An 18,809-nucleotide genomic window follows, 5' to 3' on the forward strand; every position below is an offset into this window, starting at 1 on the left:
GCCGCTGCCTGAGGTGGCGGCGACGCATGCCGAAGGGCGCCCGGCGCGGCAGGACAGGGCTCGCGCGAGACGCCCGGAAGTACGATAACCGCTCGCCGCTCAGGCCTGGCGCAGTTCGACCCGTTTGATGTCCTTGACGATCACCAGATAGCTGAACACCGTCAGCAGCGCGTTCGCGCCGACGAACACCAGCGCGCCGTTGAATGAGCCAGTGCGGGCGACCAGGTAGCCGATCACGATCGGCGTGACGATGCCGGCCACGTTGCCGAACATGTTGAAGATCGCGCCCGACAAACCCAGTGCTTCTTTCGGCGACGTATCGGCGACCACCGCCCAGCCGAGCGCGCCGATGCCTTTGCCGAAGAACGCGAGCGACATCAGCGCGACGACGATCCAGTCGGTCGACACATAGTTGCAGCCGATGATGCTCACCGACAGCAGCATGCCGCCGACGATCGGCACCTTGCGCGCCACCGTCAGCGAGTGGCCGCGGCGGATCATGCCGTCCGACAGCACGCCGCCGAGCACGCCGCCGGAGAAGCCGCAGATCGCCGGCAGCGACGCCACGAGGCCCGCTTGCAGGATCGTCATGCCGCGCGCCTGCACGAGGTAGATCGGAAACCAGGTCAGGAAGAAGTAGGTCAGCACGTTGATGCAGTACTGCGCGAGATAGACGCCGAGCAGCATGCGGTTGCCGAGCAGTTGACGCACCAGCGACCAGCCGCCGGTGTTTTCGATCCGCTCGGCGCGCGCCGTTTTCTGATGCCCGGTCACGACGCCGCCGCCCTGCTGGATGTACTCCAGTTCGGCGCGCGAGACGCGCGGATGGTCGGCGGGATTCTTCATCACCTTCAGCCAGGTGACGGCGAGCGCGAGGCCGATGGCGCCCATCACGACGTACACCGCCTGCCAGCCGAACGAGTGGGTAAGCCACGCCATCAGCGGCGTGAACACGACTGCGGCAAAGTATTGCGCAGCATTAAAAATAGCCGATGCGGTGCCGCGTTCGCTGGTCGGGAACCAGCTCGCCACCACTTTCGCGTTAGCCGGAAACGCCGGCGATTCGGCCGCGCCCATTGCGAACCGCAGCGCGAACAGCGCGACGATGGCGGCGCCCGCGCTGCCGAGCAGACCGATCGAGCTTTGCAGCAGCGTGAAGAGCGACCACAGGAAAATGCTCGCCGCGTACACGCGCCGCGCGCCGAAGCGGTCCAGCAGCCAGCCGGCCGGCAGTTGCGACAGCACATAGGCCCAGCTGAACGCGGAGAAAATGTAGCCCATGCGGATCGCGTCGAGGCTGAACTCGGTGCGCATCGCCGAGCCGGTCACCGAAAGGGTCGCGCGGTCCGCGTAATTGAGCGTGGTGATCAGAAAGATCAGCAGCAGGATCGCATAGCGCACTTTGGTGCGCTTCGCAGTGTCGGCGGGATTCGCCGTGCGGCTCATCTCCATGGTCATCTCCTGAAATATTTATGCGTGGGAGCTGGGCTCCTGGGGCCGGTGGTGGCCCTGATGTCCGGCACCCGAAGGCCACGCGACGCGGCTTCGCGTGATGCGTCGCATGCCGCTGCGCGGTACAAAAAACGCCCGGTGACGTTGCCGTCCCGGGCGCTCGTGACGGAGCCGTCTACGCGGTTCTTGCTCGCATGGCCGTCGGGTGTTGATCCGGCTGTGACGCCGGAAACAACGCTTACTGCGGTCCGAGCTTCTTGATCAGCGCGTCGAGCTGGCTCATTTCTTCGTCGGTCAGGTCGGTCAGCGGTGCGCGAACCGGACCTGCGTCGTGGCCAACCAGCTTCGCGCCAGCCTTGACGATGCTGACCGCATAGCCTGCGCGACGGTTGCGGATCTTCAGGTACGGCAGGAAGAATTCGTCGATCAGCTTGCCGACCGTCGCGTGGTCGTCAGCGGCGATCGCGCGGTAGAAGTCCATCGCGGTCTTCGGGATGAAGTTGAACACGGCCGACGAGTACACCGGCACGCCCAGCGCCTTGTAGGCCGCGGCGTAGACTTCAGCGGTCGGCAGGCCGCCGAGGTACGAGAAGCGATCGCCCAGACGGCGGCGGATCGTCACCATGTTTTCGATCTCGCCCACGCCGTCCTTGAAGCCGATCAGGTTCGGGCAGCGCTCTGCCAGACCTTCGAGCATGTCGGCGTTGAGCTTCGAGTTCGCACGGTTGTAGATGATCACGCCCATGTTCGGCACGGCCTTGCAGACTTCTTCCGCGTGCGCGGCGATGCCTTCCTGGCAAGCTTCCGTCAGGTAGTGGGGCATCAGCAGAATGCCGTTCGCGCCGTGACGCTCGGCTTCCTTCGCGTAGTCGATCGCCACGCGGGTCGGGCCGCCTGCGCCGGCCAGGATCGGTACCTTGCCTTTGCAGACTTCGGTCGCGGTACGCACCACGTTCGAGTAGTCGTTGTGCGTCAGCGAGAAGAATTCGCCCGTGCCGCCGGCGACGAACAGCGCCGATGCGCCGTACGGCGCGAGCCATTCGAGGCGTTCTGCGTACGTGTCGGCGCGGAAATCGCCTTGTGCGTCAAAGTCGGTAACGGGGAAGGACAGCAGGCCTTCCGAAACGATCTGCTTGAGTTCCTGCGGTGTCGTCATGGTGAATATCCAGGCGTCAGTTTTGAGTCGATTAGTCGAAGTTCAATCGAAATGGAGATTTCTTATACGTCATCGTACAACAACAAATCGGCTAACTCAACGGGGTTTTCACGGCATAATGCACGCTATAGGGTAAATACGGAACGTCCACGCAAAGTTTGATGTTGTAGGATGACGTATGAATAGCTGGCGCAGCGGGCGATCATGCCAAAAAGCGCCATAAGGATCGATGCAATGGAACAATCTCCGCTCTACATTCGCGTTCACCCCAATGACAATGTCGCGATCGTCGTCAACGACGGCGGACTGGGTGAGGGCGCCGTTTTCCCCGATGGCCTCACGCTGCGCGAGCGGGTGCCGCAAGGGCACAAAGTCGCGCTCGCCGATCTGGCCGAGGGCGACGAGGTCATCCGCTATAACGTGGTGATCGGCTATGCGCTGAAGGCGCTGCCCAAAGGCAGCTGGATCAACGAACACGTGATCCGCATGCCGAGCCCGCCGGGACTCGAAGACCTGCCGATCGCGACGATCAGGGCGCCGGAGATGCCGCCGCTCGAAGGCTTCACGTTCGAGGGCTACCGCAACGCGGACGGCTCGGTCGGCTCGCGCAACATCCTCGCGATCACGACCACCGTGCAATGCGTGGCCGACGTGGTCCAGCATGCGGTCACGCGCATCAAGGCCGAGCTGCTGCCGAATTATCCGAACGTCGACGACGTCGTGAGCCTCGGCCACACGTATGGCTGCGGCGTCGCGATCGACGCGCCCGACGCGATGGTGCCGATCCGCACCGTGCGCAACATCAGCCTGAATCCGAACTTCGGCGGCGAAGTGATGATGGTGAGCCTCGGCTGCGAGAAGCTGCAGCCCGAGCGCCTGATGCCGCCCGGCACGATTCCGATCGCGGCGGCCGCGAATGTCGCTGAAGTCGCGGACATCGGCGACGTCGAAGCCGATGCGAACGGCGACGTGGTGGTGTTGCAGGACGACTCGCACGTCGGCTTCCAGTCGATGATCGAATCGATCATGCGGATGGCCGACGGTCATCTGAAGCGCCTGAACAATCGCCATCGCGAAACCTGTCCCGCGTCCGATCTGGTGATCGGCGTGCAGTGCGGCGGCAGCGATGCATTCTCCGGCCTGACCGCGAATCCCGCCGTGGGCTTTGCGACCGATCTGCTGGTGCGCGCCGGCGCGACGGTGATGTTCTCGGAAGTCACCGAAGTGCGCGACGGCGTCGATCAGCTGACCGCGCGCGCGGCCAACGCGGACGTGGCGGCGGCGATCATCCGCGAGATGCAGTGGTACGACGATTATCTGAAGCGCGGCGGCGCGGACCGCAGCGCCAACACGACGCCGGGCAACAAGAAGGGCGGTCTGTCGAACATCGTCGAAAAGGCGATGGGCTCGATCATCAAGTCGGGCAACTCGGCGATCTCCGGCGTGCTGTCGCCGGGCGAAAAGGTCCGCCAGAAAGGCCTGATTTACGCGGCCACGCCGGCGAGCGATTTCATCTGCGGCACGCTGCAGGTCGCCGCGGGCATCAATCTGCACGTGTTCACCACCGGCCGCGGCACGCCGTACAGCCTCGCCGAAGTTCCGGTCATCAAGGTCGCGACCCGCTCGGATCTCGCGCGCCGCTGGCATGACCTGATGGACGTCAACGCCGGCACGATCGCGACCGGCGCATCGACGATCGAAGAGGTGGGTTGGGAACTGTTCCGCCTGATGCTCGACGTCGCCAGCGGACGCAAACAGACCTGCGCCGAAAAGCTCAAGCTGCACAACGCGTTGACACTGTTCAACCCGGCGCCGGTGACCTGATTTCCGGTGGCGCGGTGTGCCCGTGCCGCGAAGCCGATCCGATCGCAAACACATCAACAGAAAGACATGACCGACTCGAACCTTGACCGCTCCGCGGCACAGAAACCTTTCCGCCGTCTGCTGCTGACGGGCGCTGCCGGTAACCTCGGCAAGCAATTGCGCGGCGCGCTCGCCGCATGGGCCGACATCGTGCGCGTGACCGACATCGCGCCGCTCGGCGAAGTGGCGGAGCACGAAGAAGCGTCGATCGTCGACCTCGCCAACGCGGACGCGGTTCACGCGCTGCTCGAAGGCGTGGACGCGGTGGTTCACCTTGGCGGCATTTCCGTCGAAGCGCCGTTCGAAGACCTGCTCGAAGCGAATATCCGCGGCCTGTACAACCTGTACTCGGCGGCGCAGAAGCAGGGCGTGAAACGCATCATCTACGCAAGCTCGAACCACGCGGTGGGCTTTCATCCGACGACGTCGGTGGTCGATATCGACGCGCCGCTGCGTCCCGACACCCTGTACGGTGTGACCAAATGCTTCGGCGAATCGCTGTCGCGCTACTACTTCGACCGCTTCGGTCTGGAGACGGTGTGTCTGCGGATCGGGTCGTCGTTCGAACAGCCGCGCAACCCGCGCATGCTCGTTACCTATCTGAGCTACCGCGACTTCATCGAGCTGGTGCGCTGCTCGCTGTTCACGAACCGCGTCGATCACGCGATCATTTACGGCGTGTCGGATAACCGCATCTCGTGGGTCGACAACAAGAAGGCGGCGTTCCTCGGCTTCCGTCCGCAGGACAGCTCGGCGCAATTCGAGCATCTGTTCCCGGCCAGCGCCCCGAACACCGAGTTCGACGATCCGACCCAGCGTTTCCAGGGTGGCCCGTTCGTGCTGGCGGGTCCGATGGAGCCGAAACGGTGAGCGTCACGATGAATGCGCCGGTGGAGCGGCTCGACGCGGCCGGGCGAGCGTCGGTGGGCGAAAGCCCGGTGTGGCGTCCGGCCGAGCAGGCGCTGTACTGGGCGGACATCCCGGCGCAGAAAATCGTGCGGCTGCGGGTCGATTCGGGCGAGCGCACTGAATGGCTATTGCCGGAGAAGGTCGCCTGCATCGCGTTCGATCGACGCGGCACCGTGCTGGCCGGTTGCGAGACAGGGCTCTTTGCGGTCGCGCTGACTGAAGCTGCGCAGGTTTCGGCTGGCGGCGAACCGGTCGCGGCGTCGATGCGCAAGCTCGCCGCGCCGGCGTTCCCCGCCGACGGCATGCGTTTCAACGACGGCCGTTGCGACCGCCAGGGCCGCTTCTGGTCCGGCACGATGGTGATGGACATGGCGGCGGCCAATCCGGCCGGCGCGCTGTATCGCTTCGATGCTAACGGCGTGCTGTCCGCGCCGGTCGTCGATGCGCTGATCACACAGAACGGCCTGGGCTGGTCGCCGGACGGCAAGACCATGTACCTGTCCGACTCGCATCCGCTGCACCGGCTGATCTGGGCATTCGACTACGACGTCGAGTCGGGCGAGCCGCGCAACCGGCGCGTGTTCGCCGACCTGCATCACTATGCGGGGCGCCCCGACGGCGCGGCGGTCGACGCCGACGGCTGCTACTGGATCTGCGCGAACGACGCGGGCCTGCTGCTGCGCTTCACGCCGCAAGGCAAGCTCGACCGGCAGGTGCCGGTCCCGCCGACCAAGCCGGCGATGTGCGCGTTCGGCGGCAGCAACCTGGACACGCTGTTCGTCACCTCGATCCATCCGGGAGCGAGCGCGAGCGAGCACGACGGCCATCTGTTCGCCGTGCGCCCTGGCGTGACCGGGCTGCCGGAGCCCGAATTCGCGGGCCAACTGTAAGCCTGTCCCGTATGAAAGCTGGCGCCGGAGCGGTTTGGCCGGCCGGCGCCAGTCACATTATTGCTTCGTAATTCATCACTCGTCGTACAACACTGTGGCGTACAGACCACGGTCCGACGACGTTTCGGCAACAAAAATCCCAGCGTGCCGACACGCCTTCCTTCCCTCCCCATTTCTTCTCCCACTGGCGCGGGCTCTCGCCGCGACCCCGATCAGGTCATCCATACCGAGGCTGTCAATTGTGCGGGTAAATACCGTCTGTACAAGTGAAAATGCCTTTTATAGACTTCGTATGTCGTCGTACAACGTATAAGCCCAAACAGATTCCTTTCTGTTTAATTTGAGATGACTGGGGAAAGCAAGGCGTTTGCGCACACGAGATTCGCACCACCGTAATCAAAGTAAAAGAAGTGAGGTTGTCTGGCAGGAGTACTGAGTATCTGTGCCGGGGAATTTGTGCAGACCAGTACGGCAACGCACTCGCCACCGCGAGGCCGCGGGTGCCGAGCCGGGAGACGCAGCAAAACCAGGGCGCATCCGCAATCGATTGGATGGTCTATTTTTCAAGGAATGTCACGATGAACAAGAAGTTTGTCTCTTCCCGTGTTTCGATGATCGTCGCTGCCGCGACGCTGGCGTTCACCGCCGCGTCGGCAGAAGCGCGCGTGTTCCGTGTTTCGGACGTGCATGGCGACACGTACCCGACCAACATGGCCGTGAAGTACATGGGCGAAGAAATCAACAAGGCAACCGGTGGCAAGGATTCCGTGAAGGTCTTCGGCAACAGCGCGCTGGGTTCCGAAAACGACACGATCGATCAGGTGCGCATCGGCGCGCTCGATATGGCGCGCGCCAACGGTGCCGCGTTCAACGAAATCGTTCCTGAATCGATGATCCCGTCGCTGCCGTTCCTGTTCCGCGACATCGACCATTTCCGCAAAGTGATGTACGGCCCGGAAGGCCAGAAGATTCTCGACGCGTTCGCGGCGAAGGGCATGATCGCACTGACGTTCTACGAGAGCGGCGCGCGTTCGATCTACACGAAGAAGCCGATCCATTCGCCGGCTGACATGAAGGGCCTCAAGGTGCGCGTGCAGCCGTCGGACCTGATGGTCGACGAAATCCGCGCAATGGGCGGCACGCCGACCCCGATGCCGTTCGCCGAAGTCTATACGGGCCTGAAGACGGGTCTGGTGGACGCAGCGGAAAACAACATCCCGTCGTACGAAGAAACCAAGCACTTCGAAGTCGCGCCGGTGTTCTCCGAAACCCAGCACTCGATGACGCCGGAAGTGCTGGTGTTCTCGAAGAAGGTGTGGGACACGCTGACGCCGCAACAGCAGCAGATCATCAAGAAGGCAGCGGCTGATTCGGTGCCTTACTACGAGAAGCTGTGGACCGCGCGTGAAGCCGATGCGAGCAAGACAGTCACCAAGGGCGGCGCGACGATCGTTGCGGCCAACCAGGTCGATCGTGCGGCTTTCGTGAAGGCGATGCAACCGGTGTGGGCGAAGTATGAAAAGACCCCGCAGATGAAGCAGCTCGTCGACGAGATCCAGGCAATCAAATAAGATTCGCGGCCGCAGCGGCGGCCAATCGCGGCGGAAACAGCCTTGCAGGAAGCTCTGCGGGCTTTTCCGCTGCGTGGCATGCCGTGCTCGCGCATTCGAACGTGGTTGCTGAATATTAAAGACAGGCCTGTTGTGAGCAAGGACGGGGTCAATGAGTTTCTTGAAACGCCCAAATGATTTTCTCTTTCGCGTGCTGACTGTCGTGGCGTCGACAAGTCTGGCCGTGCTCTGTCTGCTGGTGATCTATAGCGTCGTGATGCGCTATGTCTTCAGCGACGCACCCGATTTCGTCGAGCCCATCGCATTGCTGCTGGTGATCGTGATCGCCATGTTCGGCGCCGCGCTCAAGGTTCGCGAAGGCGGTCACATCGGACTCGATTCGCTGGTCAAGAAGTTGTCGCCGAAAGGACAGGTGATTGCGGCGGGGATTCAGCATCTTTGCCTGATGACCTTCGCCGTGATGGTTTTCATCGGTTGCCTGGATATGGCGAAGACCACCATGGAAGACCGGATTCCGATTCTCGGTTTGCCCGAAGGATTGCGTTATTGCATTCCGGTCGTTGCCAGCGTCTGCATCGCAATGTTCTCGTTCGAGCACCTGCTGGCGCTCTTCGTCAAGAAACAAAAATAGAACAATCATGGAACTCGCCCTTCTTGGTATCAGCTTTATTGTCTTTCTCCTGCTCGGGGTTCCGGTTTCATTTGCGTTGGGACTCTCGTGCGTCCTGACGTATCTGTTCGAGGGCTTGCCGGCGGCCACCGCCATGCAGTCGATGATCTCGGGGATGAACGCGTTTTCGTTCCTCGCGGTGCCGTTCTTCATCTTCTCCGGCGAACTGATGCTGCACGGCGGCATCGCCGACCGCATCCTGCGTTTCGCGCAGGCCACGGTGGGGCATTTCCGCGGCGGCCTCGGCATGGCCAACGTGGTCGCGTGCACGCTGTTCGGCGGCGTGTCGGGTTCGCCGACCGCGGACACGTCCGCAATGGGCGGCGTGGTGATTCCGCTGATGAAGCGCGAAGGCTATAGCGCGGCTTATGCGGTCAACGTCACGACGCACTCGTCGCTGGCGGGCGCGTTGATGCCCACGTCGACCAACATGATCATCTACGCGTTCGCGGCACAGGGCATCACCGGCACGCTGAACGGCGTGAAGATGAGCGGCGTGTCGATCGGCGATCTGTTGTTCTCGGGTCTGCTGCCGGTGTTGTGGGTGATGGGCCTCGTGCTGATCGCGGCCTACTGGCAAGCCGTCAAATACGGCTATCCGCAGCGTCCCGACGGTTCGACCGGCGTGCAACGCTTCCCGGGCTGGATGGCGGTGTGCCGCACGTTCCTCGGCGCGGTGCCGGGCCTGATGGTCATCGCGATCATTCTGGTGTGCGTGGCGAAGGGGATTGCCACCGCGACGGAAGCCGCCGCGATTGCCGTTGCCTATTCGCTGATCCTCACGCTAGTCGTGTATCGCACGATGACGATGAAGAAGCTCGGCTTCGCATTGTCGAAGGCGGCCAAGACGACCGGCGTGGTGCTGCTGCTGATCGGCGTGTCGAACATGCTGCGCTTCCAGATGGCTTATCTGGAGATTCCGGATGCGATCGAACGTCTGCTCGACGGCGCGACGACGCTGCCCTGGCTCATGCTGCTGTACATCAACCTGATCCAGATTTTCCTCGGCACGTTCGTCGACATGGCGGCGCACATCCTGATCACGACGCCGCTGTTTCTGCCGATGGCAATGCACAACGGAGTGGGTCCTGTCCAGTTCGGCATCATGATTCTGTTGAACTGCGCATTGGGTCTTGTACACCCGCCAATCGGTTCGGTACAGTTCATCGGCTGCGCGATTGGCAATGTGTCGATTGGTGAAACTACCAAGATGGCGTGGCCGTATTACCTGGCTATCTTCAGCGCGATCAACATCGTGACGTACGTACCGATGTTCTCAACCTGGTTGCCGAGCGTGATCAATGGGCACCCTGTGTTCTGATTCACGCTCATAAATAAATAACACACACACTCAGCGGCGCTCGTTCAAGGCCGCACTCAAAAAAAGAATTTTTAACGCAGGAGTAGAAATGAAAAAGGCACTGGTTGGTTCGGCTCTGGGGTTGGTCGCCCTGGGCGCGCAAGCGCAGAGCAACGTGACGCTGTACGGTATCGTCGATACGGGTATCGGCTATCAGAACAGCGCGACGACGCTGAGCGCAGTGGGCTCGGCGAAGCCGTCGGCAGGTGGCGCGTCGCAAGTCAAGATGATCAACGGCATCTGGGCTGGCAGCCGTTTCGGCCTGAAGGGCTCGGAAGATCTGGGCGGCGGTACGAAGGCGATTTTCCAGTTGGAGCAGGGCTTCAACAGCGCAACCGGCGCACAAGGCGTATCGGGTCTGGCGTTCAACCGTCAGGCATGGGTCGGTATGTCGAACGGCGCGTTCGGTACGCTGACGGCTGGCCGTCAGTACACGTCGTACTACACGCTGCTGTCGCCGTATAGCCCGACCACGTGGCTGACGGGCGCATACGGCGCGCACCCGGGTGATATCGATTCGCTGGATACGCTGTACCGCGCGAACAACTCGCTGGTCTACACGTCGCCGAGCTTCGGCGGCCTGACGGTCAGCGGTTCGTACTCGCTGGGCGGCAATGCGGGCAGCTTCGCCGCTGGCCAGGTCTGGAGCGTCGCAGCACAGTACCTGAACGGCCCGATCGGCATCGCAGCAGGTATCCAGCGCATCGACAACGCAGGGATCGCGACCCGCACCCCGGCCGCAGTGAACTGGAATTCCGCAATGTCGAACAACGGCGCGGAGCCGGCAGTGTCGGCAATCAACAACGGCTTCCAGACCGCAGCGAAGCAGCAGCGTATTGCAGTGACGGGCGGCTACGCGTTCAACTCGCAGTGGGACGTGTCGTTCGCTTACTCGAACGTTCAATACGCTGCCGGTTCGGGCTCGTTCTTCCACGACACGCAGATCTGGAATACGGGTGGCGCAGTGCTGCACTGGAAGCCGATCACGCCGCTGGACCTGGCCGCTGGCTATAGCTACACCCGTGCAACGTCGTCGAACGGTATTGCGAGCACGGCTGCCTACAACCAGTTCAACCTGTCGCAGTACTACAGCCTCTCCAAGCGTACGGGTCTGTATGCGCTGGAAGCGTATCAACGCGCTAGCGGCCAGACGCTGGCAGGCGACGGCCGGACGATCATCGACGCAACGGCAAGCGTTGGCGATGGTCAGAATGGTGCGCCGTCGTCGTCGCGCAGCCAGATCGCTGTCGGCGTGGGCATCATCCACAAGTTCTAATCGGACGGTGGAGTGGCGGCGTTTTGCTAAGCCGCCACGACAACGCATCGAAAAAATGCGTTGTAGAGCAACAACAGTTACGCGCGCAATGTGCGTAACTTTTCAGCGGTGCGGGGCCTTCGCGGCCTCGCGCGCGTTGGTCCCTCCAGCGCATTTCTACTGCATGAACGTCACTAGCGCGCTTGAGCCGCTATTCGGCGTCCGACCACAAACGTCCCCCCGTCGCCCAGTTTTCGCGCTTCACGTCCGTGAGGATGATGTCCACCGAGTTCGGTTCGACGCCGAGCGATTCGCAAGTCGCTTGGGTGATGGCTTCGACGAACTGGCGTTTCTGTTCCAGCGAGCGGCCTTCGAAGAGTTCGATATGAAACGTGGGCATGGTGTGACTCCGTTCGTTGAGTAATGAAATAGAAGTAGATGGCGTTGCCATGGACCGGCTTCAGTCGCGATAGCCGCGATCGAGCCGGTCGAGCTTGCGCAGCAGCGCAGGCCATTCGAGCGCGCCTTCGATCGCACCGCCGTCGTACAGTTGTTCCGCGGTGCGTGCGGCGACCGCGTCGTCCGGCACCACGAGTTGCGCGCCGCATGCCTGCGCCTGCAACTGGATCTCGCAGGCCTTCAGCAGCGTGGCCATCAGCACGTAGGCTTCGGCGACCGTGCGGCCGGCCGTCAGTGTGCCGTGATTGCGCAGCAGCATCGCGGGTTTGTCGGCGAGATTCGCGACGAGGCGCTCGCCTTCGGCCGCGCTGAACGCGAGACCTTCGTAGTCGTGATACGCGAGCTGGCCGTAAAAGCGCAACGCGTGTTGCGAAGCGGGCAGCAAGCCCGCCGGTTGCGCGGACACCGCCACGCCCGCCGTATTGTGCAGATGCATCACGCAGAACGCGTCGGCGCGCGCCGCGTGGACGGCGGCGTGCAGCGCGAAGCCGGTGGCGTTCACCGCATGATCGCTGGCGCCGATGATATTGCCCGCGATATCGATCTTCACGAGGTTCGACGCGCACACTTCGTCGAACGCGAGGCCGAATGGATTGATCAGAAAATGGCCGGGTTCGCCGGGCACGCTCGCCGAGATATGCGTGTAGATCAGATCGTCCCAACCGTTAAGCGCCGCGAGGCGGTAGGCGGCGGCCAGGTCGACGCGGGTGTGCCGCTCCGCGTCCGGGAGCGGGCCGGACTCGGCGACGCGGCCGGCCGGGGTGTGAGTGAACGACATGACTGGCTCCTCAGTTGCGTGGGTTGCATCGTGTTTGCCGGATGCTGCGTGATGCATGCTTGATGCTACATGTGGTCAGCGTGTGCAAACCTGCGCGCGATGCTACCGCAGCGTGTCAATTCGTGCGTGAGGCGTGCGGCGGGAGCGGGCTTCGGTCAGCCGGAAGTTGTGCCGGTCCTGCATGTCCGGCTGCGAGCGCGCCGCGTATGACACGCTGCCTGAGCCACTGCATGCACCACGTCGCGAGGACGAACGGCGCCGTCATCGCAGGCCAGCCGAAGCGGGTGGCCGCCGCTTGCAGCGCGACCGAAACGGCCACGCCGCCGAGCATCCACGCGAGCCCGCTATCGACCAGCGCGAGTGCGGTCAGCGCGCCGTTGAATCCTGACAGGCCGGCGTCGAACGAGTTCGAGGTTGCGCCGAGCAGCAGATTCGCGGCGCTCGCGAGCGTCGCGCCGACCAGTGCACCCAACGCATGCCGGCGCGATGCGGCGGCGATGCCGATCAGCACGAGGCAACCCGGCAATGCGTCGGAGGCAAAGACGGTTTGTGCGAACGCGGCGAATACGCCGCTACTCCATTGGGCCGCGCCCGACGCGAGCAATGGGGCCACGCCGGTTGGCTGTGCGCCGCTCGTGACCATCGGCAACCAGAGCCACGTCACGATCAAACACGGGCTTGATAAGCCGCTCAGCCCACGCGCACGCAACCAGTTCGACCACGGCCCCGCGAGCCATGCCGTGGCCGTCGCGCCGAGAATCGCGACGGCCACGGCGGTCGGCGCGTCGGCGATGAAGCTGAAGGCGGCGAGACCCGCCAGCGCACCGTTGAAGCCGTGCAGTCCGGCGCGCGTGTCGTCGTCGCGATAGCCGGCCAGCAACGCGCTCACGTTAGCCGCGACCGCACCCATCAGCGCCGCGCAGGCGAGGCGCGGGTTCGCCAGCAGCCACGCGGCGAGCAGACACGCGCCGGTGAACGCATTCGCTTGCAGGACGATCTGGCCGAGGCTGCGCAACAAGGTGCGCAAGGCGTCGGATGGGGCGTCGGTCGCGGCGGCGTGCATGGTTGAACGGCGGCTCGGTTGAATGTCGATGGGGTTGGCGGGAGTTCGCAGCGTGAGTGTCAGCGTCCTGCTCGACTGCGAACCGCGAGCATAGGCCAGCCAGACCGCCATAGGCATCGCCGCGCGTTGATAGTGGCTATTTGCGTCGCGACACCTGTGCCCGACGCACACGCCGTCGCCGACGTGCAAGCATTCGCGCTACGATAAGAGCCCGGTGCGCGGGCTGCGCCGCTTCGCGAGGAGACAGGCTGATGCGTGAACTACGATGGGCATCGGAAGAGGGCGACGGCATCGAACACCTGACGTTCGACGCGCACGACGACGGCTTCGCCGTAGAGAGCGTGGTGGTCGGCCAGCGCTACGGCAACGCGTACGGGCTGCACTACACGGTGCGCGGCGACGCGCAATGGCGCACGCGTCATGCGTGGCTGAAGATCGTCGGCGGTGGCGAACTGGAATTGCACGGCGACGGCGCGGGTCATTGGCGCGACGGCCACGGCCTCGTGTTGAGCGCACTCGAAGGCTGTATCGACATCGATATAGCGGCCACGCCGTTCACCAATACGTTGCCGATCCGCCGCCTGCAACTGGCCGAAGGCGAGCGTCAGCCGATTTCGGTCGCGTATATCTCGACGCCGGATTTGCAGGTCACGCGTGTGGAGCAGGCGTATTCGTGCGTCGCGTTCGAGCGCGAGTATCGCTACGAAGGCATCTTCCGCAACTTCACTGCGAACATGCAGGTGGACGAGGACGGCCTCGTGATCGACTATCCGACGCTGTTCACGCGTCTGCCGCGCGCGCGTTGAGCGCGGCTGTGGACGCGGCCGGGTCGCCGTGCCCGGTTCGATGCTGTTCGACGAAGCGTTCGATGCTCGCCGCGATCAACGCGGGGTCACGCAGCACGACCCAGTGGCCGGCATCGATCTCGTGGCGTTCGTAGGCGCCGAGCCAGCCGTGTAATCCGAGCGATAGTTCCGGCCCGACATAACGGTCGCGCAGCGGCACGATGAATTGCACCGGCGCGTGCGCACGACGCGCGCGCGGCCGCAGCAGCTTGTCGATGAAGTTCGCGCGATACAGATTCAGACCGTTGATCGCATTGCGCATCTGCGCCGGATCGTGAGCCGGGCGCACGCGTTCGGTCAGGCGCAGCCATAGCGGCCACATGCGTACGCCGCCCGCGCGCCACACCAGTTCCGGCAGCCACGGCAGATGAAAGAAGAAGATGTACCAGGACTTGAGCGTTTGCCGCACGCCGCGGCCAAACGGACGTTTTGCCGCTTTGCGCTGCGGGTCGGTTGCGTCGTCACCGCGCAGGTTGAGCGATGCATGATCGAGGCATGGTCCGGAGATCGACGTATACGACGCGATACGGCCTTTGAACGCCGGATCGGTGACGGCTTCCCAGCTTTGAATCGAGCCCCAGTCGTGCCCGACCAGATGGAAGGGCTGCGGGCCGCAAGTTGCATCGACAACCGCGGCGAGATCGGCGGCGAGTCGATCGACACGGTACGCGTTGCGCGTCGCCGGCGCGTCGGAAGCGCCCGCGCCGCGCACGTCGTAAGCGATCACGCGATAGCGCGTATCGAGTTGCGCGCGCACAGGCTCCCACACCCGTGCCGAATCCGGATAGCCGTGCACCAGCAAGATCGGCGGCGCGTCGCGCGGCCCGCTCACGTAGACCGCGAGCCGTACGTCGCCGGTCTCGACCGACAGCGCGTCGCGTATCACGCGCTCGCCTGCACGCCGCGCCGCGTGGCCTTGCGAGCGCTCGGGGTGATGGCGTTGGCGGCGTCGATCGCGGCGACGAGTCCGTCGATCCTCGCCAGTTGCGCGCGATTGTCGTAATCCCACGGATGGAAGCCGGGCCGGAAAAAGCTCAGCCATTCCCCGGCGATGCGCGGAAACACGCCGTGGCGCGGACCGTACAGATACTTGACGATGCGCCACATGCCGCGCAAATGGCCGCCGCGTTTGCGATCGGCGATCAGCAGACGCACGTGGAAGTCGAACACGATCAGCCAGAACGTCACGGTGGTGGCGAGCATCGTGCCGGTGCGCAGCAGATAGCGGCCGAGCCCAGGTTTGAGCACGGTATTCCAGACGTCATAGGAAACGGCCTTATGCTCGGTTTCCTCCAGCGCATGCCAGGTCCACATCTGCGTATAGCCTTCGACCGATCCACCGATGCGCGTCGCGTCCTCTAGTAGCAGGTTGGCGAGCATCGCCGTGTAGTGTTCGAGGCAGACGGTGATCGCGAGCTGATACGAATCCGGCAGCACCTTGCGGAAGAAGTTGAGAACCGCCCACAGTCGCTTGTCCAGTTTGTGCGCGGGCAGGCCGGCCTCCTGCAACAGGTCGTTGTACTCGATGTGCTCGCGCGTATGCATCGCTTCCTGACCGATGAAGCCGAGCACCTGCTTCTTCAACTCGGGGTCGTCGATGCGGTCGCGATAGTTGCGCACGCTGTCCATGAAGAACCGTTCGCCAGCCGGGAACAGCAGCGACAGCGCGTTGAAAAAATGCGTCACGTACGGGCCTTGCGCGTGCCAGTCGCATGCGCGTTCGGGCGGCAGGTTGAAGCGGACGTCGCGGCGAACCGGCATCATGGCCTTTCTCCTTGTGATTCTGGGCGCACGACTGAGCGTGCGGGGTGAGTGGAGCGCATCGCGCGCATCACGCGCGTTTGCCGTCGACCTGAGCGGCGCGGCGCGCGCGCTTTTCGGCGACGCGTTTCAGTCGCCGCGTTTGCATCACGACCAGCGCCTGGTAAGCAGCCGGCAACATGCGAGCGAGCCAGTCGGCGGCGCGCGCGTCGCGTCCGATCAGCACGCGCCGTTTGTTCTTGCGCACGCCGTCGAGAATCACGCGCGCGGCGTCGTCGGCGGTGGTGATGAAAAACTTCTCGAAGTCGTCCTTGCCTTGCTGTTCGTTCTCCAGCATGAAGCCGACCATGTTCGGCGCAATCCGGCTCGCCTGCGCGATGCCCGTGCGAATGCCGCCCGGATGCACGCAAGTCGCGGATACGCCGCACTTCATCAGGTCGAGTTCCTGGCGCAGTGCTTCGGTGAAGCCGCGCACGGCGAACTTGGTCGCGTTGTAGCCGCTCATGCCCGGCTGTGAAAACAGGCCGAATACGCTCGACGTATTGACGATGTGTCCCGCGCCGGACGCTTTCAGATACGGCAGGAACGCCTTCGTGCCATGCACCACGCCCCAGAAATTGATGCCGACGATCCACTCCAGATCGGCGTAATCCATGCCTTCGATGGTGCTCGACAGCGCCACGCCCGCGTTGTTGAACACGAGGTTGACGCGCTCATGCCGCAGCGCCGTTTCGGCGGCCCATGCGAACATCGCCGCGCGGTCCGCGACGTCGAGCACGCGCGTCGTGATGTTCAACGGCGAGCCGACGATGTGCGGCGCAGCGGCGCGCGCCAGTTGCTCGGTCTCGGCGAGGCTCGTCGCATTGCGGTCGGCGAGCGCGAGGTGGCAGCCTTCGCGCGCCAGTTGAATCGCGAGCGCGCGACCCATGCCCGAACCCGCGCCGGTGATCGCGGCTACCCTGTCGGTAAAGTTGTTCATCGGCTTATCTCCTGTCCTCTCTGAACGGTGCGCTGTCGTTGTCGTTATGGTTGTTGCTTGTGCTCTCGTCGATGCGTCGTCAGGATGTCTGCGCCGACGTCGCGGCGGCGCTGTCATGAACCTGCGTGAGCGGCTGCGTGCCCGGCTGAGCGCCAGGTTGCGGTACGGGCGAATACGCGAGATAGTCGGCCATGCTGAAGGTGCGGGTGGCCCGGCGGAATTTGTACGCAAAGCCCGGCCACAGCGTGGTGTTCTTGCCGGTCTTCGGATCGAGATACCAGCTCTTGCAGCCGCCCGTCGACCAGATCGCGCGGCTGAGCTTCTGCTGGATCTGTTCGTTGTAGCTGTGCTCTACCTGCGGGCGCACTTCGATCGCGGCGGTGCGCTCGGCCTGCATCATTTTCAGCGCGCGCAGGATGTATTCGACCTGCGATTCGATCATGAACACCATCGAGTTATGGCCGAGACCGGTGTTCGGGCCGACGATCATGAAAAAGTTCGGATAACCAGGCAATGTCGTACCGAGGTACGCATGCGCGCCGTCGCGCCACGTATCGACGATATCGACGCCGCCGCGGCCACGCACCACGCCCGCCGGAAACGGATCGGCCACCTGGAAACCGGTGCCGAAGATCAGGCAGTCGACCGGATGGCGCACGCCGTCGGTGGTGACGACCGCGTCTTCTTCGATGCGGGCGATGCCGGTGGTCGTCACCGACACGTTCGGCCGGGAAACGGCAGGGAAGTAGTCGTTCGAAATCAGGATGCGCTTGCAGCCCATCGTGTAGTCCGGCGTGAGCGTGGCGCGCAGTTGCGGGTCGGGCACCTGTCGGCGCAGATGACGCTCGGCGACTTTCTGCGCGGTCTTCATCAGCGACGGATGAATCGCGAAGCCAAACGCGCGCGATTCAAGCATGCAGTAAAGCGCCGAACGCATGATCTTCTGCGTGAACGGCAGGTGCCTGAACAGCCACTGTTCGAGCGGCGTCACCGGACGGTCGGCCTTCGGCATGATCCACGGCGGCGTGCGCTGGAACAGATCCAGATGCGCGACACGCGGGGCGATCTGCGGGACGAACTGGATCGCGCTCGCACCTGTGCCAATCACGGCGACGCGTTTGCCGTCCAGCGGACAGCCGTGGTCCCAGTGCTGTGAGTGAAACGACTTGCCGCGAAACGTTTCGATGCCGGGGATGTTCGGCATGGCCGCCCGCGACAGGCCGCCCATGCCCGAAATCAGCACGCGCGCCGACCATTGCTGGCCGTTCGCGAACGTCAGTTGCCAGCGGTGACGCGTGTCGTCGTAGACCGCGCTCGCGAGTTCATGAGCGAAGCGCAGATGACGCTGCACGCCGAAGCGCTGCGTGCAATCTTCGAGATACGCGCGAATTTCCGGCTGGCACGCGAACATGCGGGTCCAGCGCGGATTCGGCGCGAACGAAAACGAGTAGACGTGCGATTGGACGTCGCATGCGCAACCGGGGTAGTGGTTGTCGCGCCACGTACCGCCGACCGAGTCGGCCTTTTCGGCGATGATGAAATCGGTGATGCCGGCTTGCCGCAACCGGATCGCCATGCCGAGGCCCGCAAAACCGGAGCCGATGATGGCAATGTCGGTTTCGACGGGGGCGCCGGCGTCGGGCGGCGCGGCGTCATGCGGCGTCATACGTGCGTTCATCCGATCCGTCTCCATTTTGACTCTATTAACTGTTACATTGGTTGATGTAACCATAGAGGCTGGGAACGGATGACGCAAGACGCCGGTTAGACGCCCGACTCTAGGCGCGCGTCGGCACGG

17 protein-coding genes are annotated in these 18,809 nt (G+C 63.6%); 8 read left to right on the top strand and 9 right to left on the bottom strand.

Annotated elements, in window-relative coordinates; all coding sequences use genetic code 11:
* Positions 1-99: 99 nt before the first annotated feature.
* Together BGI01S_RS21110 and kdgD are read right to left on the bottom strand one after the other, a co-directional pair.
* Positions 100-1,452, bottom strand: a complete 1,353-nt coding sequence (locus BGI01S_RS21110) for an MFS transporter (protein ID WP_042327971.1) — start codon at positions 1,450-1,452, stop codon at positions 100-102.
* Positions 1,453-1,690: 238 nt separating this feature from the next.
* Entirely contained in the window at positions 1,691-2,608 is a 918-nt protein-coding gene (kdgD, locus tag BGI01S_RS21115) for a 5-dehydro-4-deoxyglucarate dehydratase (protein WP_042327972.1), read from the bottom strand.
* Between the two features lie 234 nt (positions 2,609-2,842).
* On the opposite strand from kdgD, the gene garD reads away from it, so the two are divergent.
* From garD to BGI01S_RS21150, 7 genes are all read left to right on the top strand, one after another.
* Entirely contained in the window at positions 2,843-4,432 is a 1,590-nt protein-coding gene (garD, locus tag BGI01S_RS21120; protein WP_042327973.1) for a galactarate dehydratase, read from the top strand.
* Positions 4,433-4,498: 66 nt separating this feature from the next.
* Positions 4,499-5,341, top strand: coding sequence for an NAD-dependent epimerase/dehydratase family protein (locus tag BGI01S_RS21125; protein ID WP_042327974.1), 843 nt, complete (start codon positions 4,499-4,501; stop codon positions 5,339-5,341).
* An 8-nt stretch (positions 5,342-5,349) separates the two neighbouring features.
* Positions 5,350-6,270 carry an SMP-30/gluconolactonase/LRE family protein gene (locus tag BGI01S_RS21130; RefSeq protein WP_042328097.1) on the top strand — a complete coding sequence of 307 codons (921 nt, stop codon included), beginning with the start codon at positions 5,350-5,352 and terminating at the stop codon, positions 6,268-6,270.
* 578 nt (positions 6,271-6,848) lie between these two features.
* The gene (locus tag BGI01S_RS21135) at positions 6,849-7,841 is read left to right on the top strand and encodes a TRAP transporter substrate-binding protein (protein ID WP_042327975.1); all 993 of its coding nucleotides are present in this window, start codon (positions 6,849-6,851) and stop codon (positions 7,839-7,841) included.
* 151 nt (positions 7,842-7,992) lie between these two features.
* On the top strand, positions 7,993-8,472 hold the full coding sequence (locus BGI01S_RS21140; RefSeq protein WP_042327976.1) for a TRAP transporter small permease: 480 nt from the start codon (positions 7,993-7,995) through the stop codon (positions 8,470-8,472).
* A 7-nt stretch (positions 8,473-8,479) separates the two neighbouring features.
* Entirely contained in the window at positions 8,480-9,832 is a 1,353-nt protein-coding gene (locus BGI01S_RS21145; RefSeq protein ID WP_042327977.1) for a TRAP transporter large permease, read from the top strand.
* 88 nt (positions 9,833-9,920) lie between these two features.
* Complete coding sequence (locus BGI01S_RS21150; protein ID WP_042327978.1) at positions 9,921-11,147, top strand: porin; 1,227 nt, start codon at positions 9,921-9,923, stop codon at positions 11,145-11,147.
* A 190-nt stretch (positions 11,148-11,337) separates the two neighbouring features.
* On the opposite strand, the gene BGI01S_RS21155 is transcribed toward BGI01S_RS21150, so the two are convergent.
* The 3 genes from BGI01S_RS21155 to BGI01S_RS21165 all read right to left on the bottom strand — a co-directional run bounded on the left by BGI01S_RS21155 (position 11,338) and on the right by BGI01S_RS21165 (position 13,426).
* A complete protein-coding gene (locus tag BGI01S_RS21155; RefSeq protein WP_084585445.1) occupies positions 11,338-11,577 on the bottom strand; it encodes a 4-oxalocrotonate tautomerase in 240 nt (79 codons plus the stop codon).
* 9 nt (positions 11,578-11,586) lie between these two features.
* The gene (locus BGI01S_RS21160; RefSeq protein ID WP_042327980.1) at positions 11,587-12,363 is read right to left on the bottom strand and encodes a class II aldolase/adducin family protein; all 777 of its coding nucleotides are present in this window, start codon (positions 12,361-12,363) and stop codon (positions 11,587-11,589) included.
* 115 nt (positions 12,364-12,478) lie between these two features.
* On the bottom strand, positions 12,479-13,426 hold the full coding sequence (locus BGI01S_RS21165; protein WP_042328098.1) for an urea transporter: 948 nt from the start codon (positions 13,424-13,426) through the stop codon (positions 12,479-12,481).
* Positions 13,427-13,677: 251 nt separating this feature from the next.
* On the opposite strand from BGI01S_RS21165, the gene BGI01S_RS21170 reads away from it, so the two are divergent.
* The gene (locus BGI01S_RS21170; protein ID WP_042327981.1) at positions 13,678-14,232 is read left to right on the top strand and encodes a putative glycolipid-binding domain-containing protein; all 555 of its coding nucleotides are present in this window, start codon (positions 13,678-13,680) and stop codon (positions 14,230-14,232) included.
* On the opposite strand, the gene BGI01S_RS21175 is transcribed toward BGI01S_RS21170, so the two are convergent.
* The 4 genes from BGI01S_RS21175 to BGI01S_RS21190 form a co-directional block, all read right to left on the bottom strand.
* Positions 14,207-15,157 (bottom strand): alpha/beta fold hydrolase, encoded by a 951-nt coding sequence (locus BGI01S_RS21175; RefSeq protein ID WP_042327982.1) that lies wholly within the window; start codon positions 15,155-15,157, stop codon positions 14,207-14,209. The genes BGI01S_RS21170 and BGI01S_RS21175 overlap by 26 nt on opposite strands.
* Complete coding sequence (locus tag BGI01S_RS21180; RefSeq protein ID WP_042327983.1) at positions 15,154-16,035, bottom strand: metal-dependent hydrolase; 882 nt, start codon at positions 16,033-16,035, stop codon at positions 15,154-15,156. Before BGI01S_RS21180 ends, BGI01S_RS21175 begins: the two co-directional genes overlap by 4 nt.
* A 67-nt stretch (positions 16,036-16,102) precedes the next feature.
* Positions 16,103-17,011 carry an SDR family NAD(P)-dependent oxidoreductase gene (locus tag BGI01S_RS21185; RefSeq protein ID WP_042327984.1) on the bottom strand — a complete coding sequence of 303 codons (909 nt, stop codon included), beginning with the start codon at positions 17,009-17,011 and terminating at the stop codon, positions 16,103-16,105.
* A 79-nt stretch (positions 17,012-17,090) separates the two neighbouring features.
* On the bottom strand, positions 17,091-18,689 hold the full coding sequence (locus tag BGI01S_RS21190) for a flavin-containing monooxygenase (RefSeq protein ID WP_042327985.1): 1,599 nt from the start codon (positions 18,687-18,689) through the stop codon (positions 17,091-17,093).
* Positions 18,690-18,809 lie beyond the last annotated feature (120 nt).

This window comes from Paraburkholderia ginsengisoli NBRC 100965, from assembly GCF_000739735.1.
GTDB classification, from domain to species: Bacteria; Pseudomonadota; Gammaproteobacteria; order Burkholderiales; family Burkholderiaceae; genus Paraburkholderia; species Paraburkholderia ginsengisoli.

Bases quoted from the DNA above. Each gene is read 5' to 3' on its own strand.
- BGI01S_RS21110 (WP_042327971.1), bottom strand. From the start codon at position 1,452: ATGGAGATGAGCCGCACGGCGAATCCCGCCGACACTGCGAAGCGCACC.
- kdgD (WP_042327972.1), bottom strand. From the start codon at position 2,608: ATGACGACACCGCAGGAACTCAAGCAGATCGTTTCGGAAGGCCTGCTG.
- garD (WP_042327973.1), top strand. From the start codon at position 2,843: ATGGAACAATCTCCGCTCTACATTCGCGTTCACCCCAATGACAATGTC.
- BGI01S_RS21125 (WP_042327974.1), top strand. From the start codon at position 4,499: ATGACCGACTCGAACCTTGACCGCTCCGCGGCACAGAAACCTTTCCGC.
- BGI01S_RS21130 (WP_042328097.1), top strand. From the start codon at position 5,350: ATGAATGCGCCGGTGGAGCGGCTCGACGCGGCCGGGCGAGCGTCGGTG.
- BGI01S_RS21135 (WP_042327975.1), top strand. From the start codon at position 6,849: ATGAACAAGAAGTTTGTCTCTTCCCGTGTTTCGATGATCGTCGCTGCC.
- BGI01S_RS21140 (WP_042327976.1), top strand. From the start codon at position 7,993: ATGAGTTTCTTGAAACGCCCAAATGATTTTCTCTTTCGCGTGCTGACT.
- BGI01S_RS21145 (WP_042327977.1), top strand. From the start codon at position 8,480: ATGGAACTCGCCCTTCTTGGTATCAGCTTTATTGTCTTTCTCCTGCTC.
- BGI01S_RS21150 (WP_042327978.1), top strand. From the start codon at position 9,921: ATGAAAAAGGCACTGGTTGGTTCGGCTCTGGGGTTGGTCGCCCTGGGC.
- BGI01S_RS21155 (WP_084585445.1), bottom strand. From the start codon at position 11,577: ATGGCAACGCCATCTACTTCTATTTCATTACTCAACGAACGGAGTCAC.
- BGI01S_RS21160 (WP_042327980.1), bottom strand. From the start codon at position 12,363: ATGTCGTTCACTCACACCCCGGCCGGCCGCGTCGCCGAGTCCGGCCCG.
- BGI01S_RS21165 (WP_042328098.1), bottom strand. From the start codon at position 13,426: ATGCACGCCGCCGCGACCGACGCCCCATCCGACGCCTTGCGCACCTTG.
- BGI01S_RS21170 (WP_042327981.1), top strand. From the start codon at position 13,678: ATGCGTGAACTACGATGGGCATCGGAAGAGGGCGACGGCATCGAACAC.
- BGI01S_RS21180 (WP_042327983.1), bottom strand. From the start codon at position 16,035: ATGATGCCGGTTCGCCGCGACGTCCGCTTCAACCTGCCGCCCGAACGC.
- BGI01S_RS21185 (WP_042327984.1), bottom strand. From the start codon at position 17,011: ATGAACAACTTTACCGACAGGGTAGCCGCGATCACCGGCGCGGGTTCG.
- BGI01S_RS21190 (WP_042327985.1), bottom strand. From the start codon at position 18,689: ATGAACGCACGTATGACGCCGCATGACGCCGCGCCGCCCGACGCCGGC.